Consider the following 20,083-nt stretch of genomic DNA (forward strand, 5'->3'; position numbering starts at 1 on the left):
GCGAACGCGATAGTGTCCCGACAAATTCAATCAGAGCGTGTTGTGGGCGGAGATCGCGGCGATGACGTGACGGTGTGGTTCAAACCAAATCGGCGAGAGGTCAAAGACGCCCGGGCCGGCGCGCAGCGCAGCAAGCGCAGGCCAGGCGACACATAAAAAGGCCGGCCCGACGCGCATGGCGTCAGACCGACCGTCTCGGATCGTGATTTTCAGAATGGCAGAGCGGCGAGCTCCGCGGCGTGGACTGCGGCGCAACCCTCGACATCCGCGAAGTACCCCGTCTCCGCATCGCTGCGGTCTTGCTCGATCAGGAATTCAAGCTCGCGCTTCGCCTCGCGGCGCTCGCGCGTTGTCAGGCAGGCATTGGCCAGCTCGGCCTTGAGCTCGGCAATCTGCTGATCGATCGGCATGGTCATGAGAACCTCCTTCGTCTCGAATGGACAAAGGCGCGCCACGCGTCGGTGGAGACCAGGTCAAGGATCGGCGTAAGCCGACCGCCAGAGGCGGCGCGTGGGGGAGCCGAAATGCGAAGCATTTTGGGGGTACCGCGCGTCCTTGAGGCGGGCTCCGCCGGCCGTACCATGGCACAACCAGAGAGCCCCTCCAGTTCACGCGGGAAGCACCAGGGCGGCTGCACCGTTCAGATCGCGCGAAGGCCGAAGTGTGGTTTGAACCAACAGCTCCCGGATGTGGTTGAACCACGAGCCGCTGCCCGCACGTTCAGCGAGGCGGCGGTTGTTTGAATCACAATCCGTGCGCTGACGGCACCTAAGGATCGGCTGTGGTTCGAACCAACAAGGGGACTGACGTAGTGGAAGGGCGAGGTGGTTTTCGCCAAACGGTCGCGGAGCGGGTGGATTGGCCCCGCCTCACGGCGGGGCCATCTTGCACTGGGGTCAGTTGCGGTTCGGGCGAGACCAGATGAGCTGGAGGCCTTCCGTGCCTTCGACCTCGATCAGGTTTGCGTAGATGGGAGCGGGAAAGCTCGGATCGTCGAGCTTGACCGAGAGATAGTCGCGCCCCTCATCCGAGGTCTTCTGCCAGGCCGCGCCAAACTCGACAGCGCCTGCGAGGATGCGGAAGGCCGGGCCCTTCTCCGATGACCGCTCCGGGCGCACCATCTTGGCTTTGACGTTGAGGTTGAGGGTCTTGATCGTGCCGTTGAAGCCGTCGCCGTTCGAGGTGAAGCTGCCGATGATCGCCATGTCGTAGTTCCTTCTGGTTGCTCGAGGCTATCGCCCATCGCGGCCTCGATGGCAGTCGAAAGACCGGAGGCGCTCGACCTGCATCCTGAAAGGACCGTAACGCTGTGGAGGACGGCCAGGAGCGGCTTTCTTGTCCCGCGAGGAATGGGACCGCAGGGCCCAGGGGAAGAAAGTCGCGGATGGCCGTTGCTGGTGTAAGAGCGAGACGGCGCGCCAGCGACGACGGCCTCCGGTCAGACATGCCCAACGAGGACGCAGTGGACGCAAGGCGCTTGTAAGCAGCCATGGAACGCATGGTGGTAGCGCCCTGCATTGATCCCGAACTGCATCCGGCACATCGAGCTCGACCACTCACGCAGCCTCCGCGATCGAGCTGGTCTGCGGCTGAAGCCCGTGTAGATAGGCGACGGCTCGCTGCGCATGCGCCGCAGCCGCAAAGATGAAGCGCTTGTCGCTGGACAGAACCGCGAGCCAGGAAGCGAGATAGCTGGCGTGATCTGGACGCGGCTCCAGCTCCGGCGTAATGCCAAGATCGGCGCAGAGGAAGCAGCTTCCGAGTTCCGCGATCAGCTCCTCACGCGCCCGCGCGCTCCGATCCTTGCCGTAGCGGCTGAGATCACGGTTCGCGCGATGCCCTGCGGCCGTCCAATGCGTCGCCTCATGGCTGAGCGTCGCGATATAGGAACCCCCATCGCGAAACGTAAAGACGTGCGGCATCTGAATATGGTCGGTCGCTGGGGAGTAGTAGGCGCGGTCGCCTCCATGTCGGATGACGGCGCCGGTCGCGGCGAAGAAACGATCGGCCTGGTCGATCCGCTCGATCGGATCGCGCGACGGTTCTGATTGCCCGCGTTCCTGGGCCGGCAAGCAGTCGATCTGCTCGGCGTTGAAGACCGTGTAGGATTTGAGGAACGGGATCTCACGATTGACCGCATCGCCCGATGCATCGGTTTCGGTCTTCTTGAAGCGGCTGGCGAAGACAACCGTCGCGCCGGTCTCGCCCTTGCGGACTGCGCCGCCGAGTTCGAGCGCCTGCTTGAACGTCATCCAGACTGGCGAGGCGTATCCACGCGCCGCGGCTTCCGACCAGAGCAAAAGCATATTCATCCCGCTATAAGGCAGGCCGTTATGCCGCAGCGGCCGCGTCACGCTTCCGCTGCCGTTGCCTGAGCGCCATGGTTGCATCCAGGGACGCACGCCTTTCTCCAGATCGGCGACGATCCTGTCGGTGATCCGCGCATAGATGTCCGCGCGCGGCTTTTCTGCTGACCTGCTCATGATCCAACCTCCATCGTGGAGGTCGCGCCGATCGCGACCCCGTCACGGAGGTCGAAAAGCCGGGGAACAGGCGATGGCTGCACCCGAAGGGCTGGAACGAAGTGGAAGACGGCAAAGCCGTTGCAGCCGACGCCATACCGGCCAAGACCGTCGGCCGAGACGGGTCGCGGTCGGCCAATCGCAACCGGCATCATATTTCGCTTAAGAGGACTGGCGCCGACGGGCGATAGCCGCTATATTCTGACTATCTGACTAGGTCGAATATCGTCGCGAGAAGAGCTGCGCGAATGGTCAAGGCATTGCCCAAGGGACGATGGAAGCTCGAAGACGCCAAGGCGCGCTTCAGCGAAGTCGTGCGTCACGCCCGCACGGATGGTCCCCAGCGCGTCAGCGTACGCGGACATGACGCGGTTGTGGTCGTGAGCGTCGAGGAGTTCGACCGTCTGGTTCCGCAGAAACCGCAGGCGCCCTTCGTCGAATTCATGGAGAGCCTGCATCTCGATGGGCTCGACCTGCGCCGCGAAGCGGATTTCGGGCGGGACGTCGAACTTTGAAGGGCTGGCTTCTCGACACCAACGTCGTCGCTGCGCTGATCAATCCCAACGGCGCGCCGTCAGTCAAGAAGTGGGCGCGCAACCAGCAAGAGGAAAGCTTCTTTATCAGCGTCCTGACTTTGGCCGAATACGACAAGGGGATTTTCAATTTGGGCCACGATCATCGCGACCGGCCGAGATACAAGGCCGCTCGCGACGCCCTCGCGCAACGATTCAATGATCGGATGCTTCCGGTCAGCAACCCTGTTGTGCTGGCCTGGGGGCGGATCTCGGGAGAGATCAGGCGGACGAGCGGTCATCCGCCGCCGGTCATCGACACGATGCTGGCCGCGACCGCAATTGAGCACGATCTCTATCTCGTGACACGCAATGCCAAGGATTTCGGCGCAACCGGCGCGGTGGTGTTCGATCCGTGGAACGATGACCCGGAACGGTTTCCGCTTACACCTCGCGGACAAAGGTCGGTGCGTTAATTCAGCGGCTGCGCTCAAGCAGCGATACGCGACCGGCGAAGGATCGGGTTCAGCCCGGTCTCCACATCTCGTCAAAAGCCTCGCGTGCAAGCGGCGTTCTCGCCGTATCGCTCATCGCGATGCCGTGCTGTTCCCGTAGCCGCTCGGCAGCTTGGCGAGGCGATTCCGCTGTGCGCCGCCGCGCAATGGCTTCCCCCACGGCTAACGCCACGGCATCGTTGACGCTCAAGCCCGTCATCTTCGCGAGCTGGGTCGTCAGTGCCTCGGTTTCGGGATCATCAATCGTAATGGACATGCTGAACTCTATCTGGGGTGTCTGCAAATGGCCATCAGCATCTGAGCGCAGAGGTCGCGACCGAATGAGAATGGCGAGCGGGGCTGCGCGCCCCGCTCACCTGAAGCTCAACCGAACGCCGCCATTTGAGCTGCTGCCGCCTTGCGATCGACGGATGGACCTGTCGTCTCAGCCGCTCGCTCGAAGGGCTTCCACCGTTCGCCGATGACCTGCTCGTAAGCCGCGACAGCGCCCTCGGCCGCCATCAGCAGCGCGTGGGCCTGGACGCCCATGTCGGCCGCGAATTCTCGCTTGCGCTGGGCAGGGCCGTCGAAGCCGACCGGGCCATCGACATCCTCGTCGCGAGCATCGCAGGCCGATTTGGCAGTGGCGTCGCGGGCCTCGGTGACAGCGCGGGAGTAGAACTGTCCGGCGCCATGGGCCGAACCGACATAAGCCCCGACGATGCGCTGCAGGTGAATCTGCATCGCCCTCTCACCGAGCCCTTCCTGCAGGCTGGCTGCCGTCTCCACGATCAGCCGCTGGTGCAGGTCGCGGATGCCCTCGCCGTCGAGGACCGGGAGCCCAAAACTCTCGGAGATCAGGATCGCCTGCTGCGTGTCGGGGCAGGCGAGCCGTGTCACTTCGATGGTCGTGCTTTTGCGGAGCGGCACGACGCGGGCGGTCTGGCGGGGTGAATGTGCGGTCTTGGCCATGGAAAAAGTCCTTTCTTCGGTTGCGCCCTCGGAGCCGGATCGGCGCTTGGCCGTCGTCCCCTCGGGTGCGGTCGACCCGAACCGTCGAAAGCCCTGGCGCTTCACAGGTCCGGCCTTTGCCAGGCGAGCGGACGAGGCTTGCGGCCAAGCAGGGCACAAGCCCTTGCGAAGGGCGCCGGGCCTCGTCCGCAAGATCGGCGAAGGCCGGCCGCCACGCGGCGCGGCACGCGGCCTTGAAGCGCCTGGCCGACGGTTTAGACCGCAGCAAAACCGAGAGGACGAGGGCCAGCCCGTCTTGCGTCAGTGACGCGACCGATACGGACATTCGGGGCCTCGCAGCCATGCGCCGCCGAATGCCTCGGATCTGACGGACCTGCAACGCCCGCCCGCATCGCTCGGTCACGCCGCGGGCGAAAGCGCAATCTGCTGACGCGCGTGATGGGCGGCGATGGCCTGGTCTTGCCGCGAAAGTTTGCGCGACAGCGCGTCGATCTCCGGCTGACGCTCGGCTGTCAGCGCGGCAAGTGTCGAGCGGTAGCGTTCCAGCACCATGCACATGTCGGACGATGTCCCTCGGCGATCGCCATGGCGTCTGCGCTGCTGCGGGACCAGCGCGGCCGCCCGGCGCGCGATCTGCCGGTCGATCAGCTCAAGCTGGCGCTGGACCTGCCGGCGCGCCCCCTCCATGCGCGAGAGCTGCGCCAACGTCTCGGGAAGGATCGTCATCATGACGCTCCGCGCTGCCAGTCGATAAAGCTGGAAGGACCGCCATAGACAACATGACGGCTCGGATCGATGACGAAGCCGAACCGACCGACTGCGTACTCGTCCGCAGCAACGAGAAAGCGGCGCTCTTCGGTGTCCACGCCGCGCCGGCCACCGGGCGTCGCGACGCACTCGACGAACCCTTGCTGATGACCGGATGAGATCGCGGAGACCACGATCCAGTCGCCGGCATGTGCCTCATGAAAGGCCCGCCGGTCCTTCTCATAGGATTCGCCTGGTCCCAGCACGACGCCGAAGATCGTCTCCCACGCATCAGGCCAACTATCCTTGACCGAGCGCTCGGCGCAGCGCCGCTCGAAACCGGTGAAGAGGTCGGGAAAGGTGATGGCGACGACCGCCCAGGCGCAATCCTCCTCGTACCAGCCGTCCATCGCTCGCAGGAGTGGGTGGACATGTTCGTTCCGCTCGGCAGAGAGCTTGAAGCCGCCATGGCCGGCGGTCGAATGAGATTCGACGCCCTCGGTGTAGACTGTCGCGCACTGCGAGACGCCCCATGGCGTCTGCGCCCGGCTATGGACCTCGCGGCGACCGAGCGCCCTCTTTTCGCGCTGATGCTCTGCTTGCTCCAGGACCCTGGCGCGAAACGCTGCCCCATCCGTCAGTCCGCTGGAATGGACGTAAAAATCGGACTGACGCCATTCCGCGAGTGGCCGCGCGATCCGCCAGCCAGCCGCGAGATAGTGCCGCCCGTCGCGCGCCGACAGCATGGCGAAGGCGCTGTCGCCGACCCGGGCGACCGGGAAACCGTCAGCCGACCGCCCGAACTCGATCTGTGGATTTGTAGCAGCCGCATCGGTCGCGGTGTCGCAATCGAAGGCGCTTTTCATGCCGCCCTCCCCTCGACGACGGCGGCGCCAACCTCGTCGGCTGTGACCTCTTCCAGCACCGCGCGCGGATAGCCATGGCGGGAGAGCCATTCCTCCGCCGCCTGCCGATGCGGCGCGAGACACACGAGCTCGGCATCCTCGCCGGCCCGATCGAAGACACGCACGGACCCAATCGCCGGGCGCTCGATCACGCTGAAGTGCAGGCTCGATTCCAGCGAGAAGGTGCGATGGACCCGGATGGCGACCACGCCGCGAGCGCCGAAATCGGTCTCATGCAGGGTGAAGCTGGCGGACAGGCTGAGATTGCCCATGCACCTGCCAGGCTGCTTTCGGATCAGGCGGCCCGTGCCGTTGTTGGTCAGCCAGGCCGCAAGTTTCTTGGTGAAGCGCTCAAGCGGCCGCGGTGTGCCGTCGGACCAGGCGATGGTCGAGCCGATGGGTGCATGGAAAGCAAGAATTGCGGACATAGTATCCTCCTGTTCGTGGTCGTGGAAACGAAGCCGCCGCCGGGATGACCGGCGGCGGGGAAGTGCATTTGCAGGAAGGGGATGAGCGGCCTACTCGGCGGCCTCGCGGAAGCTGTCGGGGATATCGCCCTCTTCGAAGCTCTCCTCATCAGCGTCGAAGTCGTGGGCCGGCTCGACGGGACCGTCGCCGTCGAGCTCGTCCTGATCAGCCGGCGTACCGTCACCCTCCGCCTCGACGGCGCTGTTCTCCGTCAGCCAGGCGCCGAGCGCGGCAGCGTCCGGTGCGAACAGCGCCGAGGCGTGGACTAACCGGCCTTCCTTGAAATGCTCGACCAGGGCGGCACGGGTGTCCTTGACGCGCTGGCGCGGCAGGACCGGCGTATCCTTGCAGGCAGCCTCCAAAGCCGGACGCGACAGGCACGACAGGAAGTCGTCGGTGCCCATGTTGGGGAGGAAGCCGTCCGCGCCGATGACATCGCCGGCGACGAGAGCGAGGATCCCCGACTTCGTGGCGTTCTCCCGGCACGACAGCACGTCGATCAGCACGCTGCGGACCGTTATGCGCAGCGTGTCGCTGTCGAAGGCGAGCTTGCCCTGCTGGTCGAACAGCGCCGCCGCATGACGCCCGAAGCGCCGGCCCCAACGGAAGTCGCCGCTCGCGCCGGAGTCGACCCGGACATTCTGTCCGGCGAAGGCGAGCACAAGCAGCGCCATCAGCGTGTCGTTCTCGACCGGCGCGCGCGACAGCGCCTCGTGCAGGGCGTCGGTGCGCAGGTCGCCGACCATCTCGATACCCTTGCGGGTCACGTCGGGACGCGGCTTCGCAAGCGTGCCGACATCATCGGACCCAACCACATCCTTGTCCTTCGCCTTCTTCTCCTCCGGCATGCGGTAGTGCACAGTCTGCACCTTGCCCTCGCGGTCGAGATACATCGCCGTGCAATCGCCCTTGCCGGGCTTGCCGTAGACGCGCTCCGCCCTCTTCGGTAGCTCGACTTGGCCCCAGTTGTTGGACTCGGTGATGATGCCCTTCTTCGGCAGGTTCTGCGTCATCCACTCCTGCTGAGCGCCGAGAAAGGCCTCTACCTGGGTGGTGTAGCGCGAGTCCTCGTCGGCCGGCGCGAACAGGTCCTCGACCCATTCGATGCCATAGGCCTGCGCCAGTTCGTCGCCGAAGGAAGCATCGCGCGCATACATGCGCTTCCTGGTCAGGGCGTTGGCGACGCTCCACCAGGACACCTGCGGGTCGCCCTTTTTCGGCTTGTGCGCCTTCCACACCTCCTTCTGCTCGTCGAGCGAGGCGGCCGCGATGGTGCGCAGCTGCTGCTCATTCGGCATGTCGCCCTTTGCCATTTGGTCCAGCATCGCCGGAAACACATTTGCGAGAAGCCGGAGCTTGCGGATCTGGCGTACGGGCAGCGACAGCGCGACCGCGATCGCCTCCTCGGTCCAGCCAAGCGCGACCAGACGCTCGATGGCGCGCCACTGGTCGACCGGGTTCAGCGGCTCGCGGGCGATGTTCTCGACCATGGAGCGCATGGCGCCATTGTCGTTGGCCGCGTCCACGACCAGCACCTCGATCTCCTCGAGCCCGGCCTTGATCGCCTGCTTCACCCGTCGATGGCCGGCATCGATGATGTAGCCATTGCCGCCGCCGCTCTCTGGCGCGATCACCGGCGGCTGCACGATGCCGACCGCCTTGATGGTGGCGAGCAGCAGCGCGTCGGCCTGCGGCGTCGACTTCGTCTGGCGCGTGCGGTCGGGATTGTCCTTCAGCGCGCGCGGGTCGACCTTCACGATGTGCATGGGAATGCTCCTTCCAGAGGGTTGCGGACGCGGGGGCTTCCCCGCTCCTGTCCGGTCTTCTTGCCGAAGACCCCCTCCGGCCGGCGGAGCGGACAGGCCGGTGCAACCGCCGGCGAGCATCCTTGCCCGGCGGGACGAGCGGGGCCGACAGCCCTGCGCAGGCCGACGGGCCGGGATCGCGCAAACGGAGGTTGAGCGACAGCGCCACCGGCATGGCCGATCCGCGAAGTGGCTTTTCCCCCTCCTCTTTTTCCCCATCCCTCCGTCCCTTCTATACGGCCTGCCGCTCTCCATCCCCATGGAGACCCTCGACATCGGCCGCGAGCGCCTTCTCCACCTCGGCGAGTTGCCTGCGCTTGTCGGCCAAATCACCGGCGAAGACGAACTCGCCGCCATCGCGCAACAGATAGGAGGCAAGGCGGCACCGGGCATCGGCCAGGTGCTGGCGATAGCGCTCCCGCTCGCCCTCGAAATCCGCCAGCGCATGCTCGAGGCGTGCAACCGCGCCGAGTGGCGTCACCGTGACCGACAGCTCGATTTCATGATCGGTGCCGGTGCGTCGCAGGCCGGTGTCGTAGCGATAGCCGTCCTTGCCAAACCGCTCTCCGGAATACTCCAGATCAAAGCCGCCGATCGAGGCGATCACGGCCTCGCCCTCGTGCTGTAGCTGAACCAGGGTCAGGATCTCCTTCATAAGCGCTCGGCCGGCGGCCTTTCGTTCGGAATGGGACATGCCGCCTATGGTCAATGCGAAGGCCTCGCCTGCGGTCGGCACGAGGCGAGCGAGGTCCTGTCCGATTTCCTCGATGCGACGGGTCACATGCGCGATGTCGCGCTCGGCATCGCGAATCTGCCGACGGATGGCGAACTGGTCGTCCTCATGCGCGGCGCGCAGGCGCTCCAACCGGGCGACATCGGCCTCCAGTCCCGCCTTTTGCACCAGGCGCTGGTCGCCGGACGCGATCGCCTTGGCCATAGCGAACTGATTGGCCTGCCCCTCGCCGAGATCTTCCAGCCTGCGGATCGAGGTGTCGCCGGAGAGCGCCGCCGCAATGAAGCGGGCCTTGCGCTCGTTGTTCTGCCACATCGTGGCGTCGAGACTGCCTTCGGTAGCGTAGGCGTAGATGTCGACCTCATCATGCTGGTTCCCCTGCCGGACGATCCGGCCTTCCCGCTGCTCGATGTGCGAGGGCAGCCAGGGCACATCGAGATGATGCAGCGCTTTCAGCCGGAGCTGCGCGTTGACGCCGGTGCCCATCGTCTCGGACGAGCCGATCAGAAACCGTACCTTGCCCGCGCGGACATCGCCGAACAGGCGCTGCTTCGCCTCGGATTTCTTGAAGTCTTGCATGAAGGTGATCTCGGAGGCCGGCACGCCCATGCGGATCAACTCATCACGGATCCAGCGATAAGCCGAGAAGCCGCGGCTCTTCTCGACATTGATCGTGCCAAGGTCGGAAAAGATCATCTGCGCGGCGCCCTCCAACTCGAACGGCTTGCCGTCCGGGCGGATGTAGCTGTTGCCGGCCGTCGCCTCCCAGATACGGAAGGCGTTGCGAACGAGCAGGTTCAGCTTGTTGTCGGGCTCGTTGTCGTTGTCCGCATCGACCAGGCGCAAGTCGATCGCCGCATGGCGGCCATCGGTGATGATCGAGAGCAGGATGTCGTCACCCGGCTCCACCGGCCGTTCACGCTCCTCGATTGCCTTGATGCGGGCGTCCAGCACCATCTGGTAGCGCTTGAAGGCCGCTGTCGGCTTCGCCGTAACGATCTGGCGACGCCCCGTCGCGATCGCCGGCACCTTCGCATAGCGCCGCAGATCCTCCGGCATCACGACGTCCGCGAACGAGCGGAACATCGCGATCAGCTCCGGCACATTGACGAAGGACGCAAACCGGCTGACCGGCTTGTATTTTCCAGACGGCTGAAGCTCGAGCTCGCTCGTGGTGTCGCCGAAGGTCGAGGCCCAAGCGTCGAACTCGTGCAGGCCTCGCTCCGTCAGCGCGGCATGGCCCATGAGCCGCTGCACCGAGAACATCTCGCCGAGCGTGTTGGTGATCGGCGTACCCGACGCAAGCACGAGCGCCCTGCCGGGATTCCTCGTCTCGACGAAGCGGGATTTGACATAGAGGTCCCATGCCCGCTGCGACCCGTTCGGATCGACGCCCTTCAGCGTCGACATGTTAGTGGCGAAGGAGAGCTTCCTGAACTCCTGCGCCTCATCGACGATGATCTGGTCGACACCGATCTCGGCGATGGTCAGCAGATCGTCCTTGCGCGTCGACAACGCTTCCAGCCGTTCCTTGAGCCCCTCTTTCAACCGCTTGAGCCGCTTGCGCGAGACGCGGTCGTCGCTCTCCACCTTGGTCAGCAGGGTCTCGTAGAGCTCGAGCTCGTCCTGGATCATCTGCTGCTCGAAGGCCGAGGGGATGCCGATGAACCGGAAGGCCGAATGCGTGATGATGATCGCATCCCAGGTCGCTGTCGCCGCGCGCGACAGAAAGCGAGCCCGCTTCTCTTTCACGAAATTGGTCTCGTCGGCGACGAGGATGCGGGCGTTCGGGTAGAGCGCCAGGAACTCGCGCGCCGCCTGTGCCAGGCAATGGCCGGGGACGACCATCATCGCCTTGGCGATCAGGCCGAGCCGGCGTTGTTCCATGACGGCGGCGGCCATGGTCATGGTCTTTCCCGCGCCGACGGCGTGGGCGAGATAGGTCGAGCCGGCCGAGACGATGCGCCAAATGCCGCGCTTTTGGTGGCTATAAAGCGAAAAGGCGCCTGAGGCGCCCGGAAGCTGGAGATGATCGCCGTTGAAGCCTCGCGGGGCGATGTTGTTGAAGCGGTCGTTATAGAAGCGCGCCAGCCGGTCGGTCCGGTCGGGGTCGGACCAGACCCAGGCCTGGAAGGCGGTCTTGATCTTCTGGAGCTTCTCCTTCGCAGCTTCGGTGTCGACAACGTTGAGCACGCGGCGTTCCCTGCCGTCCTCCTCGAAGGTGTCGAATATCTGCGGCACGCGGCTGTTCAAGGCATCGGCGAGCAGCTCGCCGGCATCCCGGCGTTCTGTGCCCCATTCCGACGTGCCGGCGGCAATCCAGCCGAGTTGACGGGCCTCGACCGTCCAGGAGGCCAGTTCCGGCATATGGTGGATGCGGATCTCCGCGCCCATCGTTTCCGTGACGAACGCGACCACATCCGATGCCGGGATCCATGGTGCGCCCAGACGAGCCGTGATGTCGGGGGGGCGCAGGTCGGCGGGCTGGACCTCGACCAGGGCGCGGACATTGCGTTCGAACGCGGGATCGAGAGCGGCGGCGGCTTCCGCCGCCTTCAACTTGTCGCGAACATGACCGGAGAGATAAGCGTCCGCCATCTGCCAGGCGCCGGTCTCGGGATCACGGAAGATTGCGTCGCCAAGCTCAGCGATGACGGCGTCGGTATTTGCGTGCAGCAGCTCGGCGATGTGGTCGAGATCGACATGGCCGCGCTCGTTCAGCACCACGGCTAGCGCATCCGGGCCGCTAGCAATCACCGGCGCCGACGGCGGTGCGATCACGCGCTCGGAAAAGATTGGACCAGGCTTCGCCGTATCGGTCTCGAGGTCGTAATCCTCGATAGAGGCGACGAGCCAGCAGTCGGGATCGTCGAGGAAGGGAAGCAGATTCGGCCGGCGATGCGTCTCGCGCACCTCGCCGCTTTCCTCGTCCTCGCTGATCGAGACCGTCGTGTGGTTGATGGGCCCGAAGTCGCGGATGAAGCTCGACCAGGCGATGCGCAGCTTCACCTGCGCGTCCTTCCAAGGGCGGTCCTGCTCTTGGCTCTTCAACACCTCGCGCAGGGCGTCGCGGACCGGGATCAGCTTGCGGATGATCCGGACATGCTTCTCCGGCATGCCTTCCGCGCTGCGACCCTGTCGGACCTTCACTGCAACGGGCACACCGTCGATGACCTGCATCAAGCCATGCGAAGCGTCGAAGATGAAGCTGCCCTCGCGAACATGGCGATGCGATGGGAGATCGACTACCGGGCCGCCCGCCTCATCCGCCATGTCGGAGTCGATGACGGTAGGCTCGCCATCATAGAGGGCTTCCGGAAGAAGGGAGATGGCGGCGTCGAGCGCGGGGGCGAGATCCGCGCCCACGCGCGGCAGGCAGGTATAGGTCTCGCCGAACGGACCCGAGGTCGTGGCGTGCTCGCCCAGCACGAACGCCGGATGGCGTGCGAACCAGCGGTTTACGCGAATGGCGACGCTTTCGCCATCGGCAGGGCGGATATCGTCGAGGTCGAGCCAGCTCTGGCCGCCTTCGGGCTCGCCGACCTTGCGCTTCCGGAAGAACAGGATGTCAACGACCGCATCCGTGCCGGCGTCAGTGCGGAAGCTGCCCTCGGGCAGGCGGATCGCTGCAATCAGGTCGGCCGACTTCGCGATATACTCGCGGGCAGAACTGTCAGCCTTGTCCATCGTGCCGTGCGAGGTCACGAAGGCCGCGAGCGCCCCGGGCTTCAGCAGATCGATCGACCGCGCCAGAAAATAGTCGTGCAGGCACAGGCCCAGCGCACGATAGGCCCGGTCCGAGCGGACCGTGCGGTCGGAAAAGGGCGGATTGCCGATCGCGAGGTCGAAACTCGCCGGCAGCTCGGTGCGGGCGAAGTCCCCGGTGACGATCCGCCCCTGCGGCTGCAGCAGGCGGGCGATGCGTGCCGTCACCGGATCGAGCTCGACCCCGGTGACGTGGGCGACGTCGCGCAAACATCCTGGCATCAGTGCCGGAAACAGCCCCGTGCCGATGCCCGGTTCCAGCACCCGGCCGCCGCGCCAGCCGAGGCGTTGCAGCCCTGACCAGATCGCCCGGATGATGAACTCCGGCGTGAAATGGGCATACTGTGTGCATCGCGCCAGCGAGGCGTAAGCGGCCTCGTCGACGGCATCCTGCAAGTCAGCGCCGATCTCCTCCCAGCCAGCGCGGAAGGTCGCCTCGCCCGGATGGCGGAAGACGCCGTTCGCCAGACCTGACGCGCCGAAGCCGGTGAAGCGGATCAGCGTGTGCTGCTCCGCCCGCGTGGCCGGGCGCTCCTCGGCCTCGATCGCCGCCGCCAGGCGGATTGCCGCGATATTGTCGCGGGCGCGCTCCTTCCAGCCGCGGGCGAGGTCACGGTCGCCATCGAGATGGAAATCGCGTTGAGGCTCACGCGGCGGCTTCGCGCGAGCGATGGGCCGGGCCGCGCGGGGCGCCGGCGCCTGGGCTGGCGCCGGCGTGGTCGGATCGGGATCGTCATCATTCCCGGGACCGGCATCGAAATCGCCGGCGAAAGCGGTCACGCCAAGCCCGAGGCCGGACGAGAGCGCGGTATTGCCAAACAGGTCGACTGTGAAGGGGTCGTCATGCGCCACTGCGACGTGCTCCTGTGCTGAAGGCGCGCGCCATCGGCCCGCTGGGCGAGCCAGGCGGTCGGAAGGGCGCTATGTGGTGGAAGGGATGACCGCGAGAGTCAGCGGCGGAACGGCGTGATCGACATGCTGTGGTCGGTCGTTGCGATGGTAATGTGCGTGGCCGCTGGAGCGGTCTTGATCAGCCGGACCAGCATCGCGGCATCAAGGAACTCGATCCCGTCATCGGCCCCAAAGTGCCGGCGCTTGTAGTGCCAATGAGCCGGATTGGTCTTCAGATCGCACTCCTCGGCGTAAATCACGAAGGGACGCTGCCCATCGGCGAGCTTGCCGTTGGCCATCAGGGATACGCCCTCGTCACCGACCAGCCAGGCGCCGGGCTGTTCGCCCTCGCCCGGACGGATGCCGTAATAGGGATTGCAGAAGCCGCCATTGAGGAAGGCGTCGATCCGCCCGCGCGTGATGACGGCGTGGACATGCGTCACGGAGAAGGTGAACATCGCCGCCGTCCTCACGCTGCCACCGCATCGGGCAGGTAGCGCAGATGCACCGGCAGCTTCGCCGAGATTTCCGCATCCGAAAGCTGGTCGAGCAGCCCGAAGGCCCGCGCCTGCCAGAACACGCACATCATCACGATGCGCTTGCCGCGATGGGACGAGGGGAAGCGCCCGTCGGCATAGCCGCGATAGGCGTCCTCGGTTGCGCTCCAGATATGATCGAGACGCTCCTCCCGTGTCATCGCCCGAACGGCGCGGGATTCCCGTTCGACGATCGCGGCGCGCATGCGCTTGGGCGAGCCCCTGTCGCCCAGGTCGCAATAGCCGTGGAAATGGCGGATGCGCCCGTGGAGCGACAGTTCGAAGAAGATCGAGGTGATCGAGCCGGTAAGGTATTCGCGCATGGCGAACAGTCCGGCCCGCATCCACAGCGGCGGCAGGATCTCGAACATATAATCATGCTCGGCCTTGCTGATCTCGAACCATTCACCGCGGAAGAGCGCGCCGTCGCCGTCCTCAAAGCGGTTGGGGCGCTGGGCATGTCGATCGAACAGGCGGAACATCTGCCGGCGATCGGCGACGCCCTGATAGACCTTGCGGACGGGATTGGCGGAGAGGCGCATGATGGGCTCCTTTGGCCTCGTCCGGGCCGGAGCGCGGCTAACCCACCGGGTCGCCATCTTCTCTTCAGCCCTTCAGACCCCTCCCCGCCGCCGCCTCTCCGTCCGGACGGGTCAAGGGCCGGCGCAGCCGGGCGAAGCTTCACCCTTGACGCGGCCGGCGGGCATGCGGCAGACCCCGCCTCCCCTTTCCATTCTCCATTTTCTCCGCACCCTTTGCGCGCAGCGCGTCGTTCCAGTCGTCGGCCGGAGGAGTCAGCCGGAACCAGTCGCAGCCGGTCTCCTCGGCGATATCGCGAAGCCGCGCTGCGAAGGCTTGTCCCTGAGCATTGGCATCGGTCGCGGCGGCCAGTTGCGCTCCGGGACGCGCGGCGAGCACCCGCACCGCCGCTTGCGTTGCCGGCGACCAGCCGCCGCCGGTGCTGAGATAGAGGCTGCCCTCGCGCAGCCCCTCGAAGGCGGCTAGGCTCATGGCGTCGATCGCCGCCTCGGTGACGCAGAGGCGTGAGGACTCGGGCGCACCTAGCCGGAACAGCATCTTCGCACCTCCCGTCGAAAAGCCGCGCCAGTCGGGACCGCGCTCCTCCCAGCCGGTGATGTCGCCCGTGTCGTCGGCATGAGCGGCCCACATGCTGCCATACGGGCCTTCCCGCAGCCGTTCTTGCCGGATAGCGGCGCGGATGATGATGTCGGGCAGGCAGCGTTCGTCGCGCAGATAGCGCCAGGTCGCGGAACCCGGCCACGGCTTGCGGCGGGCGGCCCAGCGTTCGGAAAGAGAAGCCACAGGCGCCTGCTGACGCGGGGCGCGCGTCCAGACCGGTTCTGCCGGCGTGAACCCGACCAATTCGGCAGCCGACGCCAGCGCATCAGCGAAGCCGCCGCCGTCGAGATGGCGGATCAGCAAGAATACGTCGCCCTTCGCGTCCGACTGCGGGTCGAACCAGCCCTTGCCGTCATGGATCACGATGACGATCTCATCGCCGCGCCGGTGCTTCACCGCGCGGCGCGTGCTCTCCTTCACGTCGATCGCGAAGCCGGCCTTCTCCAGCACGGCCGCGCAGGATACGCGTTCCTTCAGATATTCGACCTCGCTCGTCACCATCTCGTTCTCCCAGGACGCTCTCGTCCGGCCCTTTCTTCGTCTTCCTTATCCCCGCATCTCGCGGGATCGCTCCCAACGGCTGCGAAGAGCCAAGCCCGCAAGGGCGCGGGCCGGTAACCGGAGAAATCATCAGCGTCGTTGCGGGTGATCCGGCCCGCGGCGTCAGCTTCCCTTGCGGGCGCCAGCTCGCAAGCGGCGCCCCGCATGGCAAAGGCCGGTTCAATGAACCGGCCGGCCACACGAGAAGGGATCGTATTCGAACAGCACGGTGACATCGTCGCCGTCGAGCTCGTCGGCCGGCAAGACACCATAGGAGCCGTCGACCTCGAACAGGGAGACCGGGACCATCAGCGTGCGGGCGAGCTGGAAGGCGGCGTTCTGAGCGAGATCAAGGTCGTTCGACATGGGTGAGGCTCCATCGGGAGCGGGCCAATCCCGCTCGATGGCTCCCCAGAAGGGCCGGTCACGGTCGCGATCACCGCGAAGTCAAGACGAAAGCGGCGGCACGCTCCGCGTAGCCGACCCCGCAGCGGGTTGATCGTGGAAGAGCCGGGACCGGACCAGGAGACATCGCAGAAGAGCGGGATTGGGCTGCTTCCGTTGGTCCCCTGCCTCTCCCGAACGAACCATTCTCGCCCGGCGCTGCCGCGGCATCGACCCTGATGGTCCTGTCGCGCCGCCCGGCGTGACGCCGCTACGATCTGCCGCCTCGCCGCAGCTCCGCGTCGACGATCGCCTGCACGGTCGCGAGATCCATCTCCGCCCGCGGCGAGATCCGCGCCACCTCCGCCGCGGCCTTGGCCCAATGGGCGAACTTGCTGCCGCTGTCTTCGGCTCGCGCCCGAGCCGCCAGGCGCTGCGCCTGATCATAGGCGCACCGCTCATCCTCTCGCACGAGGCGACGCGCTTCGGCCTGCCAACGTCGGCGAATGGCGCGGCGGCGCTCCAGCCAGGATTTGAGCATACCAATCATCCCGCTTTCCTCTCCGGCGGAGCCGGCCCAGCGTCAGGGATGGAAGCCCCCATGGGTGAAGACCCTAAGGGGCTTCAGCTTTGCCGGCAGCCCGGCCCGCAGGGCGACGCCGTCTGGGCCCTTGAGATAGCAATCCCAGCCTGCTTCGAAAATAGATCCATTTGTCAACTTTAATTTGACATCAGCCTGGAGTCCAAAAGCGGCTCTCGCAATCACTTTGAATGCGTATCATATTGTCAAATATGAATAGACAAGGTGCATCAAAGCTGAAGCAACTCCTCCAAGCCATCCCGCCAGGCTTTCTGGTGGATATGGCCTGGATGAGGCGCCACGCCATCTCGCGACAATCGGTTTCAGCCTATGTAAAGCAGCGCTGGCTGGAGCGGGTGAGACAAGGCGTCTACCGCCGCCCCTTTTCCACCGGCGCCAGTCGAGAAGCCGCGACGGGATGGAAAATCCCATTGCTCTCCGCGCAATGGATCATGGGACATAGCTTCCATGTCGGAGGGACAAGCGCCCTCAGCCTTCACGGTCATTCGCACTATCTGCAGTTGCGCGGCAACGTGGCGATCTATCTCTATGGCTCAGACATACCGACATGGCTGGTCGAGCTGCAAACCGATGCACGGCTCGTCCGGCGAAGCGACGCGCTGTTCGGTGAGCAGCTGACCGGTGTTGAAGATAGCGAATTCAGCCTGTCCGACGGCCCGGATGCGGAGCTCCCCCTCAGCCCCTGGCGTTGGCCGATTCGGATGTCGTCGGCGGAGCGCGCGATCCTCGAGGCCCTTGATGAACTGCCAAACAAAGAGAGCTTTCACACCCTCGACGTGACGTTTGAGAGCTTGGTCAATATGCGCCCGAAATTGCTAACGGCGCTGCTCGCCCAATGCCAGAGCGTGAAGGTCAAACGCCTGTTCTTCGTCTATGCCGACAAACACGCTCACGCCTGGCGCAAGCATATAGACATGTCGCGAATCGACATGGGGCGAGGCGATCGCGCTCTCGCCGCGAACGGGCGGCTGCACCCAACCTATCGGATCACCGTGCCGGCCGACCTGTTGCCGCAGGAGGCTGCCAATGGCGCGTGAGCAATACATGCGGTAGGTCGAACTCCTGGTCCCGACACTGCCTTTATAGCGCGCCTGGACGTGTTTGTGCTCAGGGACGGCACCGCCATCAGTCTGTTCTATCGCGACATGCCTCGCCTCTCGGTCGACATCGACTTCACCTATCTCCCGGTCGAGATCGTGATGCGACACTTGCCGGTATCGACGCGGCGCTCGATCGCATCCGCGAGGACCTTCTGCGAAACCTCCGAGGCGTGACGGTCCAGCGCATCGCCGGCGGCGGCAACAACGACACACGCGTGCTAGTCCGCCAGGGAAGCACCGAGGTCAAGATTGAGACTTCGCCAGTCTCGCGCGGGACAGTGGATCCTATAGAACTTCGGCCGGTCACCGACGCCGTCGCCGACACATTCGGCTTCGCCAAGATGCAGGTCGTCGCCTTCGAGGATCTGTTCGGCGGCAAGCTCCATGCGACAGTCGATCGCCAGCACCCGCGCGATCTGTTCGATGTCAAGCTTCGCTATGAGAACGAGGGGCTGACCGACGCTCTGTTTCGGACCTTCCTGATCTATGTTGCAAGTTCCGGCCGGCCGCCGCACGAGCTGATCAAGCCGTCCATTTCGGAGATCGACGACACCTTTGCCAAGGAGTTCGAGGGTATGACTGTCAGGCCTGTGAGCCTGAGCGAGTTGAAGGACGCGCGCGCGGCTAACCAAAGACCTGCTCGCACGGCTCGGCTACTCTCCGAAGGATGGGCGTTACCTCCCTGCGAACATCCACTCCTTTGTGGCTGTGGACCGGGAGGGTGATTCAATTCGCTGATGAGGAACCTCGGGCGAGCAATCCGCCTGAATAGGAGGCCGGAAAGCGGACGTTCTGCAGGTTCGCTATGGGCCAAACTCGCTAGCAGTTCGCGAAATGCGCCAGCTCCGGACATTGGGCTGCTGTCAGGAACCGGACCTGGAATGCCGCCGCCGCAACAGGCTGACATCGGCTGGGCTCCTGCTATCTAGTAAGACCGTGCCCAGTCAGGCCCCCATGGATCAGCATGAGTCCGCGCGAAGCGTCCTTTCTTGCCCGGGTACAGGAGGCGCTCCCGACGCTTCACCCAGCCGAGCGCAAGCTCGGGCTGATGCTCTGCGATTTCCCGGGCGACCTCGCCAGCTATTCGACCGTAGAGCTGGCGAAACTCGCCAATGTCTCGACGCCGACGGTTTCCCGCTTCATCAGGCGATTGGGCTACGCATCCTATGAAGAGGCGCGGGTTCAGGTCCGGCTCGAGCGCGAGAGCGGCTCACGTCTCTATCTCGGCAGCCGGACGCGCAGCGGCGCCGGTCCCTCGCTCAACGATCGCTTCGACCACTATCGCGCCAATCTCGACGGCACGCTGCAATGGCTCGACCCGGCGCTGCTGGATTCGGTCACGAGCGCGCTTCTGTCGGCGCGGCGCGTCTGGACGATCGGCCTGCGCGCCGGCCAGGCTTTCGCTGCCTACATGCACTGGCAGCTCCTGCAGGTCGTCGAGCAGGTCGCACTTCTCCCGGCTGCCGGCCAGACGCTGGGCGAGCATGTCGTGGGCTTCACGCCGGACGATGTCGCGATCGTCTTCGGCCTGCGCCGCCGCGTCGTCGCGACGGATGCTATCCTGGCTTCCATCCGCAAGCGCGGTTGCCGCATCCTCTACATCACCGATGAGGGCGTCGCTTTTCATCAGGACGCGACCTGGCATGTCCGCTGCTCCACCACGTCGCCCGGTCCGCTGTTCAGCCATGTCGGGGTGCTGGCCGCCTGCCATGCCATCGCCGAAGGCGTGATCGAGAAGGCAGGGCCGGATGCGGCCGCGCGGCTGAGAGCTTTCGAAGCCATTAACGAGGCGCTCGACGACGCCTAAGTCTGCTAAAAAATAAGGCTGTTCTGGCCGGTGGGCCGATCATTGTTTGTGCTTTCGATGGGGTCGGCGCGCAAATTATTTGCAGCGCCGTGGGCTGCGCTTGCGTGCGATATGAAACGATGTTTCCGTGATTCTCAGAATAAGAAGAGATCACTTCTTGT

19 protein-coding genes and 1 pseudogene are annotated in these 20,083 nt (G+C 65.2%); 5 read left to right on the top strand and 15 right to left on the bottom strand.

Annotated elements, in window-relative coordinates; genetic code table 11:
* Window positions 1-209: 209 nt before the first annotated feature.
* The 3 genes from BMZ21_RS27955 to BMZ21_RS27965 all read right to left on the bottom strand — a co-directional run bounded on the left by BMZ21_RS27955 (window position 210) and on the right by BMZ21_RS27965 (window position 2,483).
* A complete protein-coding gene (locus BMZ21_RS27955; RefSeq protein ID WP_091842635.1) occupies window positions 210-416 on the bottom strand; it encodes a hypothetical protein in 207 nt (68 codons plus the stop codon).
* 480 nt (window positions 417-896) lie between these two features.
* On the bottom strand, window positions 897-1,205 hold the full coding sequence (locus tag BMZ21_RS27960) for a DUF736 domain-containing protein (protein ID WP_091842637.1): 309 nt from the start codon (window positions 1,203-1,205) through the stop codon (window positions 897-899).
* Window positions 1,206-1,556: 351 nt separating this feature from the next.
* Window positions 1,557-2,483, bottom strand: coding sequence for an ArdC family protein (locus BMZ21_RS27965; RefSeq protein WP_091842640.1), 927 nt, complete (start codon window positions 2,481-2,483; stop codon window positions 1,557-1,559).
* Window positions 2,484-2,770: 287 nt separating this feature from the next.
* On the opposite strand from BMZ21_RS27965, the gene BMZ21_RS27970 reads away from it, so the two are divergent.
* Window positions 2,771-3,037 (top strand): type II toxin-antitoxin system Phd/YefM family antitoxin, encoded by a 267-nt coding sequence (locus BMZ21_RS27970; RefSeq protein ID WP_091842642.1) that lies wholly within the window; start codon window positions 2,771-2,773, stop codon window positions 3,035-3,037.
* Window positions 3,034-3,510, top strand: a complete 477-nt coding sequence (locus BMZ21_RS27975) for a type II toxin-antitoxin system VapC family toxin (protein ID WP_091842645.1) — start codon at window positions 3,034-3,036, stop codon at window positions 3,508-3,510. The genes BMZ21_RS27970 and BMZ21_RS27975 overlap by 4 nt, the downstream gene beginning before the upstream one ends.
* Window positions 3,511-3,559: 49 nt before the next feature.
* Here the strand turns inward: BMZ21_RS27975 and BMZ21_RS27980 are convergent, their stop codons facing one another.
* From BMZ21_RS27980 to BMZ21_RS28035, 12 genes are all read right to left on the bottom strand, one after another.
* Window positions 3,560-3,805, bottom strand: coding sequence for a type II toxin-antitoxin system VapB family antitoxin (locus BMZ21_RS27980; protein WP_091842737.1), 246 nt, complete (start codon window positions 3,803-3,805; stop codon window positions 3,560-3,562).
* Window positions 3,806-3,912: 107 nt separating this feature from the next.
* Window positions 3,913-4,500 (bottom strand): hypothetical protein, encoded by a 588-nt coding sequence (locus BMZ21_RS27985; protein ID WP_091842648.1) that lies wholly within the window; start codon window positions 4,498-4,500, stop codon window positions 3,913-3,915.
* Between the two features lie 399 nt (window positions 4,501-4,899).
* Window positions 4,900-5,226, bottom strand: coding sequence for a hypothetical protein (locus BMZ21_RS27990; RefSeq protein WP_091842651.1), 327 nt, complete (start codon window positions 5,224-5,226; stop codon window positions 4,900-4,902).
* Window positions 5,226-6,113 (bottom strand): DUF7007 domain-containing protein, encoded by an 888-nt coding sequence (locus BMZ21_RS27995; RefSeq protein ID WP_091842654.1) that lies wholly within the window; start codon window positions 6,111-6,113, stop codon window positions 5,226-5,228. Before BMZ21_RS27995 ends, BMZ21_RS27990 begins: the two co-directional genes overlap by 1 nt.
* Window positions 6,110-6,580 carry a hypothetical protein gene (locus tag BMZ21_RS28000; protein WP_091842657.1) on the bottom strand — a complete coding sequence of 157 codons (471 nt, stop codon included), beginning with the start codon at window positions 6,578-6,580 and terminating at the stop codon, window positions 6,110-6,112. The genes BMZ21_RS27995 and BMZ21_RS28000 overlap by 4 nt, the downstream gene beginning before the upstream one ends.
* A gap of 90 nt (window positions 6,581-6,670) precedes the next feature.
* Window positions 6,671-8,386: a ParB/RepB/Spo0J family partition protein gene (locus BMZ21_RS28005; protein WP_091842659.1), complete on the bottom strand. Its 1,716-nt coding sequence runs from the start codon at window positions 8,384-8,386 to the stop codon at window positions 6,671-6,673.
* Between the two features lie 271 nt (window positions 8,387-8,657).
* On the bottom strand, window positions 8,658-13,775 hold the full coding sequence (locus tag BMZ21_RS28010; protein WP_091842662.1) for a DEAD/DEAH box helicase family protein: 5,118 nt from the start codon (window positions 13,773-13,775) through the stop codon (window positions 8,658-8,660).
* A 98-nt stretch (window positions 13,776-13,873) separates the two neighbouring features.
* On the bottom strand, window positions 13,874-14,272 hold the full coding sequence (locus BMZ21_RS28015) for a DUF3085 domain-containing protein (RefSeq protein ID WP_091842664.1): 399 nt from the start codon (window positions 14,270-14,272) through the stop codon (window positions 13,874-13,876).
* 11 nt (window positions 14,273-14,283) lie between these two features.
* Window positions 14,284-14,892, bottom strand: coding sequence for a DUF1419 domain-containing protein (locus BMZ21_RS28020; RefSeq protein WP_091842667.1), 609 nt, complete (start codon window positions 14,890-14,892; stop codon window positions 14,284-14,286).
* 139 nt (window positions 14,893-15,031) lie between these two features.
* On the bottom strand, window positions 15,032-15,991 hold the full coding sequence (locus tag BMZ21_RS28025; protein WP_091842669.1) for a DUF3991 and toprim domain-containing protein: 960 nt from the start codon (window positions 15,989-15,991) through the stop codon (window positions 15,032-15,034).
* 219 nt (window positions 15,992-16,210) lie between these two features.
* Window positions 16,211-16,396 (bottom strand): hypothetical protein, encoded by a 186-nt coding sequence (locus BMZ21_RS28030; RefSeq protein WP_091842672.1) that lies wholly within the window; start codon window positions 16,394-16,396, stop codon window positions 16,211-16,213.
* 289 nt (window positions 16,397-16,685) lie between these two features.
* Entirely contained in the window at window positions 16,686-16,964 is a 279-nt protein-coding gene (locus BMZ21_RS28035) for a hypothetical protein (protein WP_091842674.1), read from the bottom strand.
* A gap of 242 nt (window positions 16,965-17,206) precedes the next feature.
* Between BMZ21_RS28035 and BMZ21_RS28040 the strand changes: the two genes are divergently transcribed.
* The 3 genes and pseudogenes from BMZ21_RS28040 to BMZ21_RS28050 all read left to right on the top strand — a co-directional run bounded on the left by BMZ21_RS28040 (window position 17,207) and on the right by BMZ21_RS28050 (window position 19,922).
* Complete coding sequence (locus BMZ21_RS28040; RefSeq protein ID WP_091842676.1) at window positions 17,207-18,052, top strand: type IV toxin-antitoxin system AbiEi family antitoxin domain-containing protein; 846 nt, start codon at window positions 17,207-17,209, stop codon at window positions 18,050-18,052.
* A 108-nt stretch (window positions 18,053-18,160) separates the two neighbouring features.
* Window positions 18,161-18,840: pseudogene (locus tag BMZ21_RS28045) on the top strand (nucleotidyl transferase AbiEii/AbiGii toxin family protein).
* A 239-nt stretch (window positions 18,841-19,079) separates the two neighbouring features.
* Window positions 19,080-19,922: a MurR/RpiR family transcriptional regulator gene (locus BMZ21_RS28050; RefSeq protein ID WP_091842679.1), complete on the top strand. Its 843-nt coding sequence runs from the start codon at window positions 19,080-19,082 to the stop codon at window positions 19,920-19,922.
* Window positions 19,923-20,083 lie beyond the last annotated feature (161 nt).

It is taken from the genome of Allobosea lupini, assembly GCF_900109525.1.
GTDB classification, from domain to species: domain Bacteria; phylum Pseudomonadota; class Alphaproteobacteria; order Rhizobiales; family Beijerinckiaceae; genus Allobosea; species Allobosea lupini.